We start from the raw sequence: 17,077 nt of genomic DNA on the forward strand, positions 1-17,077 counted from the left end.
TTCTACGATCGCCGGCAAAGGGTCCGGTTTCCGGCGCTCTCGCCTTAAGCCCCGCTTAAACGGCAGCCGCGAGGATCGGCTCAACAAGGCGAGGCGAAAGTGCCGACGGCCGGCAGAGGTGCGCGTTGCGGTTTTCCAGTTTGATGACGGCGGTGAGGGCGCAGGTCGCGGCGATGGTCCATCCATCGGCGCTGGCCGATTCGCTCGAGCGCATGCGTCATGAGCGCTTCATGCTGAGCAGGCTCGCCGCTTCGGTCGCGGCGCTGAGCCTGATGCCGGCCTATATCGCCTGGCGCGGCCGCATCGGCGCGCTCGAACTGCTCGTGCTCGTCGCCATGGCGATGCCGCTGCTGGCCGTGTTCCTCCTCTCTCGCACCGGCCGGCTCGATCTCGCGCATTGCCTGTCCGGCGCGGCCCTGACCTTGCTGGTCACCACGCTCGCCTGCCTGACGGGAGGCGCTGCCTCGCCGCTGCTGCTCTGGCTGGCCGCGGTCCCCGCAGAAGCGATGTTCTTCGGCTCCCGGCCCTATGTGGCGCGTGCCAGTGCGCTCGCGGTGATCGGTCTCGGCGTCGTCGTCGCCCTGCAGGGAACCGGGGTGATCGCGGAGCCGGCATCCTGGACCTGGCAGGCGATGCCCATCTTCGCCGCCGTCGCGATCCTGCACGCGGCGCTCATTACGGTCGGCTTCCTCTATCGCCGCGACGACGAATTGCGTGAGCACCGGGCTTCCGATGCGCGGGCTCGGCTGATGCTCGAGCATGTCGGCGATCTCGTCACCTGGCATGACGCGGCCGGTTCCGTCGTCTTCGCCAACGAGGCTGCCCGCAACCTGACCGGAGCCGAGCCCGCGGGACTCTTCGGCCGCGGCCTGTTCGAGCGCGTTCACATCGCCGACAGGCCGCTTTTCCTGAAGGCGCTGAGCGATGCCGCTCATGGCAGTGGCCGGGCCAGCGCGTGCTTTCGTGTCCTCTTCGTCCCGGCGGGAGCGGATGGGCGCGCCAATGCGAGCCCGGTCGTCCGCTGGCTCGACCTCAGCGCCCGGCGCATCGAGCAGTCCGGCCCGCATGGCGCCGCCGCCGTCGTCTGCGTCAGCCGCGACGTCACCGACCGGCATGCGATCGACGAGGAGCGCGAGCGCAATCGGGTCGAAGCGGTCAAGTCGAGCGACGTCAAGGGCCAGTTCCTGGCGACGGTCAGCCATGAGCTGCGCACCCCGCTTAATGCCATCATCGGCTTTTCGGAGATGCTGAGCGGCGATCTCGCGGTTTCGTTCAGCCAGGCGCAGCGTCAGGAATACGCCAGGATCATCCATGATTCCGGGCAGCACCTGCTCGACGTGGTCAACACGCTGCTCGACGTCTCGAAGATCGAGAGCGGCGCGATGACGATCGAGCAGGATGCGCTCGATATGGCCGAGCTCGCCGAGGATTGCTGCAATGTCGTCGCGCTCAAGGCCGGCAGCGGCACGGTCGCGCTCGAACGCGTCGTTGGTCCGGACCTCCCGCAGCTGCTTGGCGACCGGCGCGCCCTCAAGCAGGTGATGCTCAACCTGCTCTCGAACGCGATCAAGTTCACGCCGCCCGGTGGGCGCGTCACGCTCGCTCTGGTGCGCGATGGCGGCATGATCGACCTCTCGGTTTCCGATACCGGCATCGGCATCGCCGCCACCGATCTGCCGCGGCTGGGTGATCCCTTCTTCCAGGCCAAATCGTCCTACGACCGCGCTCATGACGGCACCGGCCTCGGCCTGTCGGTGGTGCGCGGCCTCGTCGGCCTGCATGGCGGCACGCTCACCATCGAGAGCGCGCCGGGCATCGGCACCCGCGTTGGCGTGCGCCTGCCGATCGGCGGCGTCGCCGCCGCGAGCGAGCCGGCCCGTATCGCGACCTTTGCCCGCGCCCCGCGCCGTGGCCTCGACACCAAGCAACCCGTTCGTCTGACCGCCTGACCCGAGAGCTCAAGACCCATGTCAGCCACGCTTGCCGCCCGTGCCCGCTCCGATGCGACGCTGTCGATGCCTGTTCGCCGCCCGGCCGGCCGCCGCGCCGCGCCGTCGATGCCGGCGCGGCTGCTGCGCTGGTTCGTCCGCCGTCCGGGCCGGGGCTTCATCGTGCTGCTGTTCGCGGCGGTCTCGGTGCTGATCGTCCTGAATGCGGTGCTGTTCCAGAAGGGCCGCCACCCCGCCCCGATGCTGTCGCCGCCTTCGCAGTCTGCGGCGCGACCGGCCGAACAGCGCCGCGTCGAGACGCCGGTCGTCGCCGAGCCCGCGCCCGCCCCGCAGGCGGTGATGCCGCCGGCGCGGCCCGGCACCCTGGCGCCGGCCGCTCGTGACGCGGCGCCGCGCCCGCCGGCACCGGTTGCGCCCGCCCAGCAGCGCCAGGCCCAGGCGGCGCCAGCCCCGGCACGTCCGGCTCCCGCTGCCCAGCCGGTGGCGCGCGATCCGATCGCGGACCTGATCAACGGCTCCGACATCCGCCCGCCAGCAGACATTAAGGGCCAGCGGCGCTAGAGCATTTTCGAGCGAAGTGGCGGCCGGTTCGCGTGAAGAAAATGCGACAGAACAAGAAGGCTGAGAATGTCCGCGCTTCGGAGAGGCGCGGACATTCTCAGTCCTGCGAGGGCCGATCTTGCCACGCCTGACCAGTGATTTCTGGGTCTCGGCCTATCTGCGCCAGGCTGCGCATGACGGGTTCGTCGCGGTGCTGCGCCGGCGCGGCGCACGCGAAGCCGGCGCGATCTTCGTCAAGCTCGACCGATTGGACGGTACCGCGGTGCTCTACGGCCCGGCGCCGCAGGCGCTGGCGGACGAGGCCGGCGCTCGGCGCTTCCAGCTCGTGCTCGATGCCGATCCGCTCGCGATCGAGGACCGTGTCGAACGCGAGGTCCGCTTCGACAGCGATCTCTGGTTGGTCGAGATCGAGAATCGCGCTGGCGATGCGCGCCTCGACATCGTCGAAAGCTAGCGCTCAGTCAGCGCCGCCGCCGAGCCTGCGCCTGACCTCCTGAACGATGCCGCGAACCGGCGCCCGCTCGGCGCCTGGACGGGCCGGGGTGCCGCTGGGGTCCATGGCTGGCTGCAGGACGCCGGAGCGGGCACTGCGTGGCGCGATCCCGCCGATCTGCTGGGCGAGCCGGCGAGCCACCGCCGGCTGCAGCGCCCGCATCAGCTCGACTAGCGCGAAGATGCGCTCGACCGAGCGGGCAGCATCGTCGCCGAGGCCGATCAGGAAGCGCGTTGCATCCTCAGGGGCCGCTCCGCAGCCGATCAGCGCCAAGGCCGCAAGCTGACGGGAGCCATCGTTCGCCATTGCCGTCGCGAAGCGCGCATCGCCGCCGAAGGCGTCCGCCAGCGCGGTGAAGGCGTTGTGTCGGCCAGAGAGCGCTGTCGCGATCAGAGCGGAGAGCTGCTCGCCGGGGAGCGTCGCCGGGCGTGGTGAAGGCGCCAGCGCCTCACGGGCCGTGGCGGCGTCGATCATGGCGAGGCGCTTTTCCAGGCTCGCTTGCAGGAAGAGCGGCGTCAGCTCCGACACGGGCAGATCGGCCCGTGCCAACAAGGCAGCGCCGAGAGCCGGCGTGCCCACCGCGCGCGGCAGCAGCAGGTCGAGCGCGGCATGGGGCAGCGATGCGGCCCCGTTCGCGACCAGTGCCGCATCGATCTCCGCGCTGTCGCAGCCGGCGAGTGCGATGCTGGCGCTACTGGTCAGGTCGCGCCGGCCGGCGAGGGCGGTCCTGGCCTCATCATCGCCTTCGTCCGCGATCTCCTCGATCTCGGTCGTGCTGAGCGGCATGTCATGCTTGATCAGCGCGGCCAGCACCTCGTCCCCGCGGTCGCGCAAGGCAGCGAGCACCTCGCGCGGTGCATGCGGCCAACTCGCGAGCTTGCGGGCGAGGATCGTCGCCGTCGCCTCGTCGACCACGGGGATCAGGGCCTCGGCCATGGCGCGGAAGGCGTCCATGTCCTCCGGAGAGGGGCTGGGCGTCGCCAGGAGCAGATCGGTCTTCACCCGCAGCGCGACCTGGCGCAGGTCGAGCCCGCCATCGCTGGCCAGCCTGGCGAGTTCGGCAAGGTCTGTGGCGATGCGGGACGGCATGGGCGATTCTCGTCGGCGAACTGCACTTTTGCGAAACTTATCCCCGATGCGTTAGCACGGCGTTAACCATGATGGCGCTTGATGATCTTGAGGATGGCTGGCGTGGTTTGTGCAGGCGGCTATCCAGCTTCCGCGTTATCAGCGAATTGGGCGCAGGCGCCAGCAAGGGAGGCGCATCATGGCAGACGTCATTCCTTTCGCGCCGCGCAGGCGCTCAGCCAGCCAGGGGACCGCAGCGGCGGGCCCGTTCGGCCAGATCCTGTTCTTCACCGGCGTGCGCTACGAGCGCCAGCACGAGCCGGCCACGAGCAAGCCGCCCCGGCGCCCGCGCCCTGCCGGCCGCGGTGAGCGCGAGACACGGCGCAGGCGTCCCGGGTGAGAGCTGTCGTCGTCCCGGCGGCGCTGTCCTGCCTTCTGCTCGCCGGCTGCTCGACCACAGGCGACCTCGGCCGGCCCCGCCCCAACATCCTCGCCGACAAGATCGCGCCGGCGATCGGCGATTGGAGTGCGCGCTTTCGCGGCGAGGCCTCGTCCTGGTTCCACCTGACGGATGACGAGGAGCAGTTGCGGGCCCGCGCCTGGCGACTCGTCCTGCCTGCGCATGAGCGCAGCCATTTCGACCGGGAGGTCTCGAAGCTTGCCCACGCCCGCATCCTGCCGGTCGAGGCGCAATCGAACGATGTCTCCGCCTATCACCGCGCTTTGACCTCGGGCTCCTTCGCCTCGCAGGCCTCGCGCTACAATCGCCTGGGCGAGGACGCCAATGGCGACCGGCTGCTGCTCGGCCAGTTCCGCGCCAACGCCTTGCGCGTCATCAATGCCGACCGCGCACGCCTGCGCGTCCTCGACGCCTCGCAACAGGTGTCGCCCGAACAGCGCGATTCGGCCGCCCAGCGCGTCGCCGAGAACGAAGGGTTGATGCTCTGGGTTTGCGAGCGGGCGCGCTTCAGGCTGAAGAGCTATCGTTTCTCGCTCGACAATCTGGTCGTCGAAATGCCTTCGCGCGAGGCGATCCGGGCCGAGCGTGCCATCATGGGCATGGAGAGCGAGCTCGGCCCTGCCTGCAACCTGCCGCTGATCGGCGTCTTCGGCGGCAAGGGCGATGGAGCGCCGCCGCGCGCTCCCGTCGTCTACAAGGGCTAGCGGCCGGTCGCCGGAGGCCTGCCCTTCGATTGGTCGAAGGCCTTGTCGTTCCGTGCTGCGAAAAATGGTTCCCATCTCCCGCGCATTGGGTCTAGCCTGCCGATCATGAGCCGGCGATCGGTGGGGGATCGCATGTCAGTGATGCAAATCAGGTTCGCAGCTTCGGCCGCCGCGGAAGCGCCTTCCGATCCGCCCGTCGATCATGGCCATCGCCATGAGGCCGGCGTCATCGCGTCGAGCGTCTACGCCCATGGCGTGCGCGTCGCCGACATCCCGGTCGAGGAAGCCGGAGAATGGTCCCGCAAGGACGGCCATGTCGTCTGGATCGGGCTATTCGAGCCGGAGGCTGCGCTGCTCAAATGCGTGCAGCAGCAGTTCAACCTGCATCCGCTCGCCGTCGAGGACGCGACCAACGCCCATCAGCGGCCGAAGCTCGAGCAATATGGCGACGCGCTCTTCGTCGTCGCCCGCACCGCCCAGATGGTCGACAAGCGCATCGCCTTCGGCGAGACGCACATCTTCATCGGCCGTGGCTATATCGTCAGTGTCCGGCACGGCGCCTCGACCTCGTACACATCGGTCCGGCAGCATTGGGAGACCTGCCCGACCTCGCTGGCCAAGGGCGAGGACTTCATCCTCTACGCCATCCTCGATTTCATCGTCGACAATTACATGCCGGTGCTCGAGGCGATCCATGACGAGGTCGAGGAGATCGAGGACAAGGTCCTCGCCAGGCCGATGACGCGTGCCGACATCGAGCGCCTTTACATGCTCAGGCGCGACCTCTTGCGCCTGCGCAATGCAGCCGGTCCGCTTGTCGACGTCTGCCAGCGCCTGACCAATGGCAGCGTGCTGCAGGTCCGCCCGACGCTGGCACCGATGTTCCGCGACGTGACCGACCATGTCCGCACCGTGCAGGAGAAGATCGACAGCCTGCGCGAGGTGCTGGCTTTCGCCTTCGAGGCGAGCCTGCTCGTCGGCCAGAGCCAGGAAAATTCCATCACCAAGCGGCTCGCCTCCTGGGCGGCCATTCTTGCGGTGCCGACGGCGGTCGCCGGCATCTACGGCATGAACTTCAAGAACATGCCGGAACTGGAGATGCATTACGGCTACTACATCGTCCTTGCCTTCATCGTCACCGCCTGCCTGACACTGTTCTGGCGCTTCAAGCGCAATGGCTGGCTTTGATGGCGGCGATATCGCGCCCTTTCGATGGTCCGGCCAGACACGCCGAGATGCGCGTCATTGACATCGGATACTGCAAGTTGAACCTTCTGGTTGTGATCGGCCGGCTACGCCGATAGGCGCGCCGGCGGGCACTGCATTGCTGACCTTGGACATGAGGGAGCGAGACAATGGCAGCCGCGGCGGAAACCAAGAAACGGCCACCGATCACCATGTACGTGCTGATCGGCATGATCCTCGGCGTCATCGTCGGCTATATGTGCAATACGAACTACCCTGACCCGAAGGTCGCCGGGCAGATCGCCGACAACATCAATATCATCACCACCGTGTTCCTGCGGCTGATCAAGATGATCATCGGCCCGCTGGTGCTCACGACCCTGATCGTCGGCATCGCCCATATGGGCGACACCTCCTCGATCGGCCGTGTCGGCATCAAGGCGCTGGGCTGGTTCATGGTCGCCTCGCTGATCTCGCTGGCGCTCGGGCTCATCCTGGCGAACCTCCTCCAGCCCGGTCACAATATAGGCCTGCCGCTGCCGGATGTCGGCGCCGCGACCAATCTCAAGACCTCCTCCTTCACGCTGAAGGATTTCATCACCCATCTCGTGCCGAAATCGGTGGCCGAGGCGCTCGCCACCAACGAGATCCTGCAGATCGTGGTGTTCTCGCTCTTCGCCGGCGTCGCGCTCGCCTCGATGGGCGAGACCGGCAAGGCCCTGACCGAGATGATCGATCAGATGGCCCATCTGATGCTGAAGATCACCGGCATGGTGATGTATTTCGCGCCGATCGCGGTGTTCGCCGCCGTCGCTTCGACCATCACCACCCAGGGGCTCGGCATCCTCGTCACCTTCGCCAAGTTCATGGGCTCGTTCTATCTTGGCCTGTTCTTGCTCTGGGGGCTGATGGTTCTCGTCGGCTTCCTGATCCTGGGGCCGAGCGTTGCCAGGCTCGTCAGCCTGGTCAAGGAGCCGTTCCTGATCTCCTTCTCGACGGCGAGCTCGGAGGCGGCCTATCCGAAGATGCTGGAGGCGCTCGACCGCTTCGGCGTCAGCCGCAAGATCTCCAGCTTCATGCTGCCGATGGGCTATTCCTTCAACCTCGACGGCAGCATGATGTACTGCACCTTCGCCGTGCTGTTCATCGCCCAAGCCTATGGCATCGAACTGTCCTGGGGCACGCAGATCTCGATGATGCTGCTGCTCATGCTGACCTCGAAGGGCATGGCCGGCGTGCCGCGCGCCTCGCTGGTCGTCATCGCCGCGACCCTGAACCAGTACAACATTCCCGAAGCCGGGCTGCTGCTGATCATGGGCGTCGACCAGTTCCTCGACATGGGCCGCTCCGCCACCAACGCCGTCGGCAATTCGATCGCGGTGGCGAGCGTCGCCAAATGGGAGGGGCAGCTCGGCGAGCCGGTCGACGATCCGGCTGTCGCCGGAGCTTCGGCAGCTCTCGCCGGGCAGGCTGCCTGATCCGGCAGCCGCTCATCCCGGGATCACAGGGCGGCCATGGCGGCCGCCCGAAAGGAGCGACGATGCGACGGCTCTTTGTCGGCCTGATCGCCGTGTTCGGGTGCCTCGTCGGGGCCGCAGCCTCGGCGCAGACCCAGTCGAATGCGCTCACCGGCACGCTGAAGAAGGCGCGCGATGCCGGGGCGGTGACCATCGGCTATCGTGAGGCCTCTTTCCCCTTCTCCTATCTCGACGCCAGGCGCGAGCCGATCGGCTATTCGATCGATCTTTGCCGATTGATCGTCGATGCGATGAGCGACGAGCTCGGCCGCGAGCTGCAGCTGAAATGGGTTCCGGTGACCTCGGCCTCGCGCTTCGACGCGCTGACCAGGGGCGAGATCGACCTCGAATGCGGCTCGACCACGCAGAATCGCGAGCGGCAGGCGATCGCAGCCTTCTCGCCGGTGACCTTCGTTGCCGGCACCAAGCTCATGGTCCGCAAGGATGCCGGCATCCGCTCCTTCCGCGATCTCAGCGGGAAGACCGTGGTCGTGACCGCCGGCACCACCAATGAGAAGGCGATGAACGATCTCCAAACGCGCTTCAAGACCGGCGCCACGATCGTCACCACGCCGGACCATGACCAGTCCTTCGCGCAGTTCATGGCCGGCAAGGCCGACGCCTATGCCGGTGACGACATCCTGCTCTACGGCATGATCGCGCGCGCCAAGGCCGAGGACAAGGTGATGGTCGTCGGCGATTTCCTCTCCTACGACCCCTACGGCATCATGTTCCGCCGCGACGATCCCGCGATGGCGGTCCTGGTCGACAAGATGTTCCGCAGCATCGCCGAAAGCCGCGAGCTCGAGCACAGCTATAACCGCTGGTTCATGCACAAGCTGCCGGGCGGCGAGCGCCTGCGCCTGCCGATGAGCGCGCAGCTCGAATCGCTCTTCGGAACGCTGAGCGCGAAGCCGGACTAATCTGCGAGTCCGCAGGCGACGCCGGTCGCCTGCGCTTCCGCCTCGCTGCGGTCGAAGGCGCGGCGGACCACCACCCGGGCGACGACGAGCCCTTGCTGCGACGGTGAGACCACGCGCAGCTCCCGCGAGGTCTCGCCTTCCTCGTCATTGGCCAGCCGCTCGTCGAGCTGTTCCTGCGTCATCACCACGAATTCGAGCACGCCGCGGATCGCGGCCCGGTCGGTGATCGCATAGGCGACGCCGCCGCCGCGGCGATGGACGGTGAGGCCGAGCGGCAGCGAGCCGGTGCGCGCCACGACGCGCAGTGGCCCGGCCGAAAGATCGTAGCTGCACACCGCCGCGACGCTGTTGGGATCGCCATCGAGGATGGCCGGCAAACCCGCAGGTGGCGGCGTAACCAGCTCGGCGCGGCCGTTGGCGCCGAGCGCGGCATAGACCGTGGCCGCGTCATGTGCGGCCAGGGCCGGGATGCGCAACACGGTGACGATGTGGACGATGCCGGCGAGCAGCAGGCCGGCCAGGGTCAGCAGCGCGAACCGCAGAAGGCCACTGCCGAGGCGCGCCAGAAAACGGCGCGGCGCGCCTGCGCGGGCTGGGAGGGGCGCCGCGGCCGGCACCTTCAGGCTATCGTCGATCGCGCTCACCGGCAGTCGACCCTGGTGATGCGGGGCAGGGTATCGGGCCTGAGCTCGCCGGCATGGCTCGAAATCGGCGTGTCGTAGAGGCGCAGGCGCAGCTGGAAGCGCCCTCCTGCCGGCAGGGGCAGCCAGTTGCCGGTCTCGGGCGTCGTCGCCAGCGCGATGCGCATGCCGCCGCGCTCGCCGCGGATGATCTCGGCATCGGTGAAGCTTTCGCGCTCGATCGGCAGCTGCAGGGGCCGGCCCCTCGGATCGGCGACGCCGAGCGACCAGCCGCGCGCCGGCGGTGTCGCCCCGCTGACGAGATAGCGGCAGCGCGCATCGAGCGCCTGCCCGGCGTCGTCTTCACCGGCGATCAGCTCCAGCCCCTCGCCGGCGCCGAGCGGCAGGTGCACGCCGCGCGCCAGATAGGCCCGCATATAGGGATCGATGTCGCGCGCGCCGCTGTTCGGCCAGCTCGTCCAGGCGCCGACCTGGGCGCGGCCGAACCAGGGTCGTTCCGCCACCGCATAGCGGGCGGAGGTCAGGCCGAGGCCCGCCCCGAGTGCGATCACATAGGCCAGCGGGAGGATGCGCATGGAACGATCCGGGGCCGCATGAGTAGCATGCTAGCGTATGGCGGTGAGGCCGGACGCGGCCTCGCGGGCCCCGACCTGGACGGAAGCCCGGGCGGTCCGCGGCACCTCGACCGCCTTGAACATCGCGCCGACCGAGGAGAGGACCTCGAAGGATTTGCGCGGCATATGGCCGGCGCTGGCGCGCGCCGCGGCGGCCGGGTCGGTGGCCTTCGCCACCGCCGCCTTGGCGTCGCCCGGCTGCGGCGTCACGCCCGGGATCGGCTTCAGCTCGATGCCCTGATGCGCGAAGGCCATGATCTCCTTCCAGGTCATCGCCGGCAGCGAACCGCCGGTCATGTTGTTGGTCTCGGAGGAATCGTCGTTGCCGAACCACACCGCGCCGACGAGGTTGCCGGTGTAGCCGACATACCAGGCGTCCTTGTAGCCATTGGTCGTGCCGGTCTTGCCGGCACTGACGACGCCGTCGAGCGCGGCGCGCCGGCCGGTGCCGGCCGTCGGAACGGTCGAAAGCATCTGGTTCATCTCGAAGGCGACCTGCGTGCTCAGCACCTGCGCCGGCTGTGGCTCGTCGCGGTCGTGGCGGTAGATCTCCTCGCCGGCCGAGTTGCGGATGTCGAAGGCGGCATAGGGCTTGGCGCGCTTGCCGCCACTGGCGAAGACGGCATAGCCGGCGGCCTGTTCGATCACGGTGACCTCGCCGGCGCCGATCGGCAGCGAAACCGTGTCAGTCAGCGGCGTGGTCAGGCCCATGGCGCGGCAGGTCTCGACGATCTTCATCCGGCCGATTCGGGCGGCGCGGGCCTCGTGCGTCTCGCCGGTCGCTTTGCCGATCGCGATCGACATCTGCACCGGGATCGTATTGATCGACTTCGCCAGCGCGACCGTCAGCGGCATCGAACCGGCATAGGAGCGCCCGTAATTATTCGGGCACCAGTTGCCGATGCAGACCGGCCGGTCGGTGACAACAGTGGTCGGCTTGTAGAGCCCGGCGCTCATCGCCGCCGCGTAGACGTATGGTTTGAAGGAGGAGCCGGGCTGGCGTAGGCTCGATGTCGCCCGGTTGAACTGGCTCACGCCGTAGTCGCGCCCGCCGACGATGGCGCGCACTGCCCCGTCCGGGTCCATGATCACCGCCGCCGCCTGCCTGGCGCGATAGGCCGGCCCGTGCTGGCGCAGGATCGACTCGACCGCCTCGTCGGCGCGCTTCTGGATCGCCGGGTCATGCGGGGTCTTGACCGTCAGCACCCGCTCCGGGCCGAGCTTGCCGTCATCGGCGAGCTTGCGGATCTCGTCGAAGGCCCAGTCGAGATAGTAGTCGGGGCTGGCATCGCGCTTGCGGTCGATCGGCGTCGCCGGGTTGCGCCGGGCGGAATCGACCTGGCCGGCGGTCATGAAGCCGGCATCGACCATGGCGTTCAGCACATCGTTGGCGCGCGCCCGCGCGGCCGGCAGGTTGACATGTGGTGCGAACTTTGTCGGCGCCTTGAACAGGCCGGCGAGCATCGCCGCCTCCGCCAGCGTCACGTTCTTCACCGACTTGCCGAAATAGTATTCGGCCGCCGCCGCGACGCCGAACGTGCCGCCGCCCATATAGGCGCGGTCGAGATAGAGCTTCAGGATCTCGTTCTTGGTCAGCCGGTATTCCAGCCAGAGCGAGAGGAAGGCTTCCTTGATCTTGCGATCGAGCGAGCGCTCATTGTTGAGGAAGAGGTTCTTGGCCAATTGCTGGGTCAGCGAGGAGCCGCCCTGGACCACGCCCGAGGCGCGGGCGTTGACGGTGATCGCCCGGAAGGTGCCGATCACGTCGATGCCGAAATGGTCGTAGAAGCGCCGGTCTTCGGTCGCCAGCACCGCCTTGAGCAGGTGGTCGGGGAATTCCTCGAGCTTCAGCGAATCATCGTGGCGGGCGCCGCGATGGCCGATCTCGGAACCGTAGCGGTCGAGGAAGGTGACGGCGAAGACCTGGTTCTTCAGCGCCTCCTCGCGCCCTTCGCGGAAGGCGGGGATCGCCAGCATGAGCATCACGATCGCGCCGGCGATGCCGACGTTCAGGCCCTCGCTGGCGAATTCGGCCGCGAGCCGTTTCGGGCCGCTGACGGTCAGCCGGTCGGTGATGCTGCGGATGCGTTCGTAGATCTCGCCGGCGCGGTGGCCGGCCGCATAGAGCGAGGCGTCGATCCACGAGTCGGCGCTCAGCGCGAGGCGCTTGAGACGGGTCGTCCAGCTCGCTTTCCTGAACTCCATCACGGTCGTGGGGCATCCTGAGCCTGCCGCGGGCGCGCGTCCGCGGTGTCCCGGACCGGCCGGCGAAGGCCAGGCCCGATCTCAGAAGGTAAGAGCTCGGGGCCGGCAACGGAAGAGGGCGATGGTGCGACTGCACGGCAAAAAGGGCATGCCGCGGGTTGGTCAGCCCTTCGTTGCCAGCACCGCGAAGCGCGTCGAGGAGGCCAGCCGGAGCGCGTCGTGCAGGGCGGCGTTGCGCTGCTGCGCCCTGACCACCTGCGCATAATCGGCGGCTTCGATACGGGCGAAGCCGGCCTGGCGCAGCATCGTGCCGAGCCGCTCGAAGCTCAGGCCGTCGCGGAAGAAGAAGCGCTTGGTGATCGAGTCGAAGGCGTCGCGATCGGCCGCGTGCGGGGCGGCGCCGGCGCGTTCGCGCAGGAATGTCGCGGCGCGGTTCAGCATCTGCTGCAGCCACGAGCGGTTGATCCAGTCGCCGTCGATGACGAGCAGCTTGCCACCGGGCTTCAGCACCCGGAACCATTCGGCGAAGGCCGCTTCCGGGTCGGTCAGCGTCCAGACCAGATGGCGGGTCACCAGCGCATCATAGGTCCCGTCGTCGTCGAGCAGGCGCTCGGCATCGCCGGCGAGGATACGGGCCTTGTCGCCATGCTTGGCGCGGGCGCGGGCCAGCATCTCCTCGGAGAAGTCGAGTGCCGTGACCTTGTGGCCGAGCGAGAGCAAGGCGCGGGTGATCTCGCCGGTGCCGCAGGCGAGATCGAGGACCTCGCGCGGCTCCGCGCCGAAGGATTGCCGCAGCAGCGACTGGAAGGCGGCGAGCTCGGCGTCCGACTTGATGGCGTGGCCGACCTGCTGGTCGAAGCTGGCGGCCCGGCCGGACCAATAGGTCCGGATCTCCTCCTTGAGGGAGTAGTTGGCGCCCGGGGTAGGAAGGCCAGGGGAAAGGCTGCTGTCTGACATCGGCGGTTCGCCAAGTTGAACTGAGAGGGTGTTATTCCGCTGCCTGGGCAGGGGCAAGCTGCGCATCGCCGCGGCTGCGCCTGCGGGCGGAGCCGTGGACAACGATGAAGGGAGTCTCGCCTTCGTTCGCCTCGACCCGCGCGACGACGCCGTAGACCTCTTCGAGCAAAGCCGGCGTGATGATCTCGCGCGGGGCGCCGAAGGCGGCGAGCCGGCCCTGCGACAGCACCATCACCTTGTCGGCGATGCGCAGCGCCTGGTTGAGGTCGTGGATCGCGATCAGCACGCAGATCTGCCGCTCGCGCGCCAGCCGGCCGACGAGGCTCAGCACCTCGAACTGGCGGTGCAGGTCGAGCGCGCTGGTCGGCTCGTCGAGCAGCATGATCTCGGGCCGGCGCACCAAGGTCTGGGCAATCGAGACAAGCTGGCGCTGACCGCCCGAGAGCTCGCCGAGGCCGCGGAAGGCGAGGTCGGCGATGTCGAGCGCGTGCAGGGCCTCGTCGATTGCGGCGAGCTCGTCGTCGCCAACGCCCCAGGAGCCGCCCTGCTTGCGGGCGAGCAGGATCGATTCGTAGACGGTCAGCACCGCGTTCACCGCAGTATCCTGCGGCAGGTAGCAGGGCGTCTTGCCGGTCGTACTTTCGACCTGGATCTTGCCGGCGCCGGGGATCAGTCCGGCGATGCGGCGGAACAGGCTCGACTTGCCGGCGGCGTTGGGGCCGATCACGGCGACGACCTCGCCGCCGGTCATGGTCGGCGTCGTGATCCCCGAGAGGATCTGGCGCTTGCCATAAGCGACGCCGACATCGCGGAGTGTCAGGCGCTTCACCATGAGCGTTTCCGGCTTGTCAGGATCAGGCTGAAGAAGAACGGCACACCAACCAGCGCGGTGACGATGCTGATCGGGAAGATCAACCCGGGGATCAGCGACTTGCTGACCACGGATGAGGCCGAGAGCACGGCCGCGCCGGCGAGCGCCGAAGCCGGCATGAAGAAGCGCTGGTCCTCGCCGATCACCATGCGGGCGATATGCGGGCCGACCAGGCCGATGAAGCCGATCGTGCCGACAAAGGCGACGGGGACCGACGCGAGCAGGGCGACGAGCAGCATGGTCTCGAGCCGCAGGCGCTTGACGTTGATGCCGAAGCTCGCCGCCTTCTCGTCACCGAGCCGAAGCGTCGTCAGCGCCCAGGCCTGGCGTGCGAACAGCGGGATACAGACGACGAGCACGGCCGAGGTGATGGCGAGCTTGTGCCAGTTCGCCTTGGTCAGCGAGCCCATCATCCAGAACACGACGGCCCCGAGCGCCTGCTCCGAGGCGAAGAATTGCAGCAGTGCCAGCAGGGCATTGAAGGTGAAGACCAGCGCGATGCCGAGCAGCACCACCGTCTCGGTGGTGACGCCGCGGCGCTGGCTCAAAAGGTGGATCAGCAGCGAGGCGCCCATCGCCATCACGAAGGCGTTGAGCGGCACGACATAGTCGATGGCGAGCGGCACGATCGAGACGCCGAAAACCAGCGCCAGCGCGGCCCCGAAACTCGCTGCGGCCGAGATGCCGAGCGTGAACGGGCTGGCGAGCGGGTTGTTCAGGACGGTCTGCATCTGCGCGCCGGCGATCGCGAGCGCGGCGCCGGTGACGACCGCCATCAGCGCAACCGGCAGGCGGATGTCCCAGATCACCACCCGGACGGCTGCCGGCGCGGTCGAGGGCGAGAGCAGCGCGTTGACCACCTCGCTCACGCTGTAGCGGGCCGGGCCGAGCATCAGGTCGACGATCAGGCAGGCCAGCAAAACGGCGGCAAAGCCCGCAAGGATCAACTTGCGGCGCAGCGCCAGCGCCCGATAGGCGTCGCGCCCCTGGGCGCTACGCGAGACCTCCGCTTGCTGGGTCACAATCTCGTCCACGCTGGCGGGGGCGAGGCTCATTTGCCCGCCTCGAGCGAGACCCAGAGGCCGGGCTCATAGGGCAGCGGCAGGAAGCGCTCGTGCAGCACCTTCATCGTCGCGCCCGGGTCGAGGTCCTTGAACAGCTCCGGATGCAGCCATTTCGCGATCTCCTGGATCGCCACGAATTGGTAGGGGCTGTTGTAGAACTGGTGCCAGATGCCGTGGACGCGGCCGTTCTTGACGGCGGCGGTCTGGGTGAAGGCCGGGCGCTTCATCAGATTGGTCAGCTTGCGGCGTGCCTCGGTCATATCGGCACCGTAGCCGAGGCCGACCCAGTTGCCGCCCGGGACATAGCCGTCCCAGTTGCTGCCGGTGACGATCACGACATCGGGGTTGGCGGCGACGATCTGCTCGGCATTGACCGTGCCGAAGGTGCCGGGGATCAACGGCGTCGCCAGGTTCCGGCCGCCGGCGAAATCGACCATCTTGCCGAAGTTCTCGTTGCCGAAGGACATGCAGCAATCGTCGGAATAGCCGCCGGCACGCTCGACCATGACGAGCGGGCGCTTCAGGTCCTTGGCGCCGGCGAGGCGATCGGTCACGATCTTGATCTGCTCGGCGCGGAATTTGATGAAGTCCTCGGCGACCTGCTCCTTGCCGAAGAGCTTGCCGATCAGTCGCATCGACGGCTCGGTGTGCTCGAACGGCTTCTCGCGGAAGTCGACATAGACGACGGGGATGCCGACCGAGGCGAGCTTCTCGACCAGCTTAGCCTCGTCGCTGGCGATCTTGGCCTCGATGTTGAGGAAGAGCACGTCGGGCTTGAGCGCGATCGCCTGCTCGATGTCGAAGGCGCCTTCCTTCATGCCGCCGAAGGTCGGTAGCTTGGCGATCTCGGGATAGCGCTTCGCATAGGCGCGAAAGGTCTCGGGATCGGCCTTGCCGAGATCGTCGCGCCAGCCGACGACGCGTTTGAACGGCTCGTCCTTGTCGAGCGCGCCGACGAAGTACATTTGCCGGCCTTCGCCGAGGATGATCCGCTTGACCGGAGCTTCGACCTCGACCTTGCGGCCGACGATGTCGGTGACGGTCACCTTCTCGGCCAGCGCGGGCAGGGCCGCCACGGTCAGGCCTGCGGTGATGGTAAAGGCGCGCAGCAGATGTCGGCGGGTCAGCATCGAAACGGCTCGTGAGCGAGGGAATTCTTCTTCCCGTTAGGACGAACCGTGTATTGGGTCAATTTTCATAGATTATAACTTCTCTAAGTATAGATTAGAATTGATATAAGAAATGGCGACCGCTAATGGCCGCTGGCCGCCGTCGCGGATGGGGCGAGTTCCGATTGCTGATGCCCGATTGCCGACGATCGCCTCCAAGGTGCATAAGCGGCCATGGCCGACGCAATGACCGACAGCACGCCCTTCTGGCGCAGCAAGACGCTCGAGGAGATGACCGAGGCGGAGTGGGAGTCGCTCTGCGACGGCTGCGGTCGCTGCTGCCTGGTCAAGCTCGAGGATGACGACACCGGCAAGATCCACGCCACCGATATCGGCTGCCGCCTGTTCGACGCCGCGACCTGCCGTTGCCACGACTATGCCAATCGCTCGAAGACGGTGCCCGACTGCGTCACGCTCACGCCCGAGGCGGTGCGCACGCTGCCCTGGCTGCCGCCGACCTGCGCCTACCGGCTGCTCGGGGAGGGCAAGGACCTGCCCTGGTGGCACCCGCTCGTCTCAGGCGACCCTGAGACCGTCATCGCGGCGGGCGTGTCCGTCAGGGGCAAGGTCCACGCCAACGAGGACGAGGTCGCCGAGGAGGAGATCGTCGAGCGCATCGTCGCCTGGCCGCTGCGCTGGCCGAAGGCGGCACGCGGCAAGGGCTGACCGGCTAGGGACGGCAACCGCGCCGCTTGA

17 protein-coding genes are annotated in these 17,077 nt (G+C 67.9%); 9 read left to right on the plus strand and 8 right to left on the minus strand.

Annotated features, from left to right (window positions below; translation table 11 throughout):
- The first annotated feature begins 125 nt into the window (after positions 1-125).
- The 3 genes from GV161_RS17920 (at position 126) to GV161_RS17930 (ending at position 2,964) form a co-directional block, all read left to right on the plus strand.
- Positions 126-1,949 (plus strand): PAS domain-containing sensor histidine kinase, encoded by a 1,824-nt coding sequence (locus GV161_RS17920; protein ID WP_152016969.1) that lies wholly within the window; start codon positions 126-128, stop codon positions 1,947-1,949.
- Positions 1,950-1,967: 18 nt separating this feature from the next.
- Positions 1,968-2,510 (plus strand): hypothetical protein, encoded by a 543-nt coding sequence (locus tag GV161_RS17925; protein ID WP_152016970.1) that lies wholly within the window; start codon positions 1,968-1,970, stop codon positions 2,508-2,510.
- A gap of 118 nt (positions 2,511-2,628) precedes the next feature.
- A complete protein-coding gene (locus GV161_RS17930; RefSeq protein WP_152016971.1) occupies positions 2,629-2,964 on the plus strand; it encodes a DUF1491 family protein in 336 nt (111 codons plus the stop codon).
- A gap of 3 nt (positions 2,965-2,967) precedes the next feature.
- Here GV161_RS17930 and GV161_RS17935 read toward each other — a convergent pair whose 3' ends face one another.
- Positions 2,968-4,092 carry a DUF2336 domain-containing protein gene (locus GV161_RS17935; RefSeq protein ID WP_152016972.1) on the minus strand — a complete coding sequence of 375 codons (1,125 nt, stop codon included), beginning with the start codon at positions 4,090-4,092 and terminating at the stop codon, positions 2,968-2,970.
- Between the two features lie 178 nt (positions 4,093-4,270).
- On the opposite strand from GV161_RS17935, the gene GV161_RS17940 reads away from it, so the two are divergent.
- From GV161_RS17940 to GV161_RS17960, 5 genes are all read left to right on the plus strand, one after another.
- Positions 4,271-4,471, plus strand: coding sequence for a hypothetical protein (locus tag GV161_RS17940; protein WP_152016973.1), 201 nt, complete (start codon positions 4,271-4,273; stop codon positions 4,469-4,471).
- Entirely contained in the window at positions 4,468-5,235 is a 768-nt protein-coding gene (locus GV161_RS17945) for a hypothetical protein (RefSeq protein WP_152016974.1), read from the plus strand. Before GV161_RS17940 ends, GV161_RS17945 begins: the two co-directional genes overlap by 4 nt.
- A gap of 132 nt (positions 5,236-5,367) precedes the next feature.
- Positions 5,368-6,423 (plus strand): magnesium/cobalt transporter CorA, encoded by a 1,056-nt coding sequence (gene corA, locus GV161_RS17950; RefSeq protein WP_193219596.1) that lies wholly within the window; start codon positions 5,368-5,370, stop codon positions 6,421-6,423.
- A gap of 167 nt (positions 6,424-6,590) precedes the next feature.
- A complete protein-coding gene (locus GV161_RS17955; RefSeq protein ID WP_152016975.1) occupies positions 6,591-7,898 on the plus strand; it encodes a dicarboxylate/amino acid:cation symporter in 1,308 nt (435 codons plus the stop codon).
- Between the two features lie 62 nt (positions 7,899-7,960).
- Complete coding sequence (locus GV161_RS17960; protein ID WP_152016976.1) at positions 7,961-8,860, plus strand: amino acid ABC transporter substrate-binding protein; 900 nt, start codon at positions 7,961-7,963, stop codon at positions 8,858-8,860.
- On the opposite strand, the gene GV161_RS17965 is transcribed toward GV161_RS17960, so the two are convergent.
- The 7 genes from GV161_RS17965 to GV161_RS17995 all read right to left on the minus strand — a co-directional run bounded on the left by GV161_RS17965 (position 8,857) and on the right by GV161_RS17995 (position 16,342).
- Positions 8,857-9,504, minus strand: a complete 648-nt coding sequence (locus GV161_RS17965; RefSeq protein WP_152016977.1) for a hypothetical protein — start codon at positions 9,502-9,504, stop codon at positions 8,857-8,859. The two genes, GV161_RS17960 and GV161_RS17965, sit on opposite strands and share 4 nt — an antisense overlap.
- Positions 9,501-10,076: a DUF1214 domain-containing protein gene (locus tag GV161_RS17970; RefSeq protein WP_152016978.1), complete on the minus strand. Its 576-nt coding sequence runs from the start codon at positions 10,074-10,076 to the stop codon at positions 9,501-9,503. Before GV161_RS17970 ends, GV161_RS17965 begins: the two co-directional genes overlap by 4 nt.
- A gap of 30 nt (positions 10,077-10,106) precedes the next feature.
- On the minus strand, positions 10,107-12,320 hold the full coding sequence (locus tag GV161_RS17975; protein ID WP_152017515.1) for a PBP1A family penicillin-binding protein: 2,214 nt from the start codon (positions 12,318-12,320) through the stop codon (positions 10,107-10,109).
- 162 nt (positions 12,321-12,482) lie between these two features.
- Entirely contained in the window at positions 12,483-13,277 is a 795-nt protein-coding gene (locus tag GV161_RS17980) for a class I SAM-dependent methyltransferase (protein ID WP_152016979.1), read from the minus strand.
- A gap of 31 nt (positions 13,278-13,308) precedes the next feature.
- Positions 13,309-14,106: an ABC transporter ATP-binding protein gene (locus GV161_RS17985; protein WP_152017516.1), complete on the minus strand. Its 798-nt coding sequence runs from the start codon at positions 14,104-14,106 to the stop codon at positions 13,309-13,311.
- Positions 14,103-15,170 (minus strand): iron ABC transporter permease, encoded by a 1,068-nt coding sequence (locus tag GV161_RS17990; RefSeq protein ID WP_201303095.1) that lies wholly within the window; start codon positions 15,168-15,170, stop codon positions 14,103-14,105. Before GV161_RS17990 ends, GV161_RS17985 begins: the two co-directional genes overlap by 4 nt.
- 29 nt (positions 15,171-15,199) lie before the next feature.
- Entirely contained in the window at positions 15,200-16,342 is a 1,143-nt protein-coding gene (locus GV161_RS17995) for an ABC transporter substrate-binding protein (RefSeq protein ID WP_152016981.1), read from the minus strand.
- A 213-nt stretch (positions 16,343-16,555) separates the two neighbouring features.
- On the opposite strand from GV161_RS17995, the gene GV161_RS18000 reads away from it, so the two are divergent.
- Positions 16,556-17,047, plus strand: a complete 492-nt coding sequence (locus tag GV161_RS18000; RefSeq protein WP_244624262.1) for a YcgN family cysteine cluster protein — start codon at positions 16,556-16,558, stop codon at positions 17,045-17,047.
- Positions 17,048-17,077 lie beyond the last annotated feature (30 nt).

The organism is Bosea sp. 29B (assembly GCF_902506165.1).
Lineage (GTDB): Bacteria > Pseudomonadota > Alphaproteobacteria > Rhizobiales > Beijerinckiaceae > Allobosea.

What these genes read in the sequence shown, in the direction of transcription:
- GV161_RS17925 (WP_152016970.1), top strand. Translation starts at nt 1,968, where the DNA reads ATGTCAGCCACGCTTGCCGCCCGTGCCCGCTCCGATGCGACGCTGTCG.
- GV161_RS17935 (WP_152016972.1), bottom strand. Translation starts at nt 4,092, where the DNA reads ATGCCGTCCCGCATCGCCACAGACCTTGCCGAACTCGCCAGGCTGGCC.
- GV161_RS17940 (WP_152016973.1), top strand. Translation starts at nt 4,271, where the DNA reads ATGGCAGACGTCATTCCTTTCGCGCCGCGCAGGCGCTCAGCCAGCCAG.
- corA (WP_193219596.1), top strand. Translation starts at nt 5,368, where the DNA reads ATGTCAGTGATGCAAATCAGGTTCGCAGCTTCGGCCGCCGCGGAAGCG.
- GV161_RS17955 (WP_152016975.1), top strand. Translation starts at nt 6,591, where the DNA reads ATGGCAGCCGCGGCGGAAACCAAGAAACGGCCACCGATCACCATGTAC.
- GV161_RS17960 (WP_152016976.1), top strand. Translation starts at nt 7,961, where the DNA reads ATGCGACGGCTCTTTGTCGGCCTGATCGCCGTGTTCGGGTGCCTCGTC.
- GV161_RS17970 (WP_152016978.1), bottom strand. Translation starts at nt 10,076, where the DNA reads ATGCGCATCCTCCCGCTGGCCTATGTGATCGCACTCGGGGCGGGCCTC.
- GV161_RS17975 (WP_152017515.1), bottom strand. Translation starts at nt 12,320, where the DNA reads ATGGAGTTCAGGAAAGCGAGCTGGACGACCCGTCTCAAGCGCCTCGCG.
- GV161_RS17980 (WP_152016979.1), bottom strand. Translation starts at nt 13,277, where the DNA reads ATGTCAGACAGCAGCCTTTCCCCTGGCCTTCCTACCCCGGGCGCCAAC.
- GV161_RS17995 (WP_152016981.1), bottom strand. Translation starts at nt 16,342, where the DNA reads ATGCTGACCCGCCGACATCTGCTGCGCGCCTTTACCATCACCGCAGGC.
- GV161_RS18000 (WP_244624262.1), top strand. Translation starts at nt 16,556, where the DNA reads ATGGCCGACGCAATGACCGACAGCACGCCCTTCTGGCGCAGCAAGACG.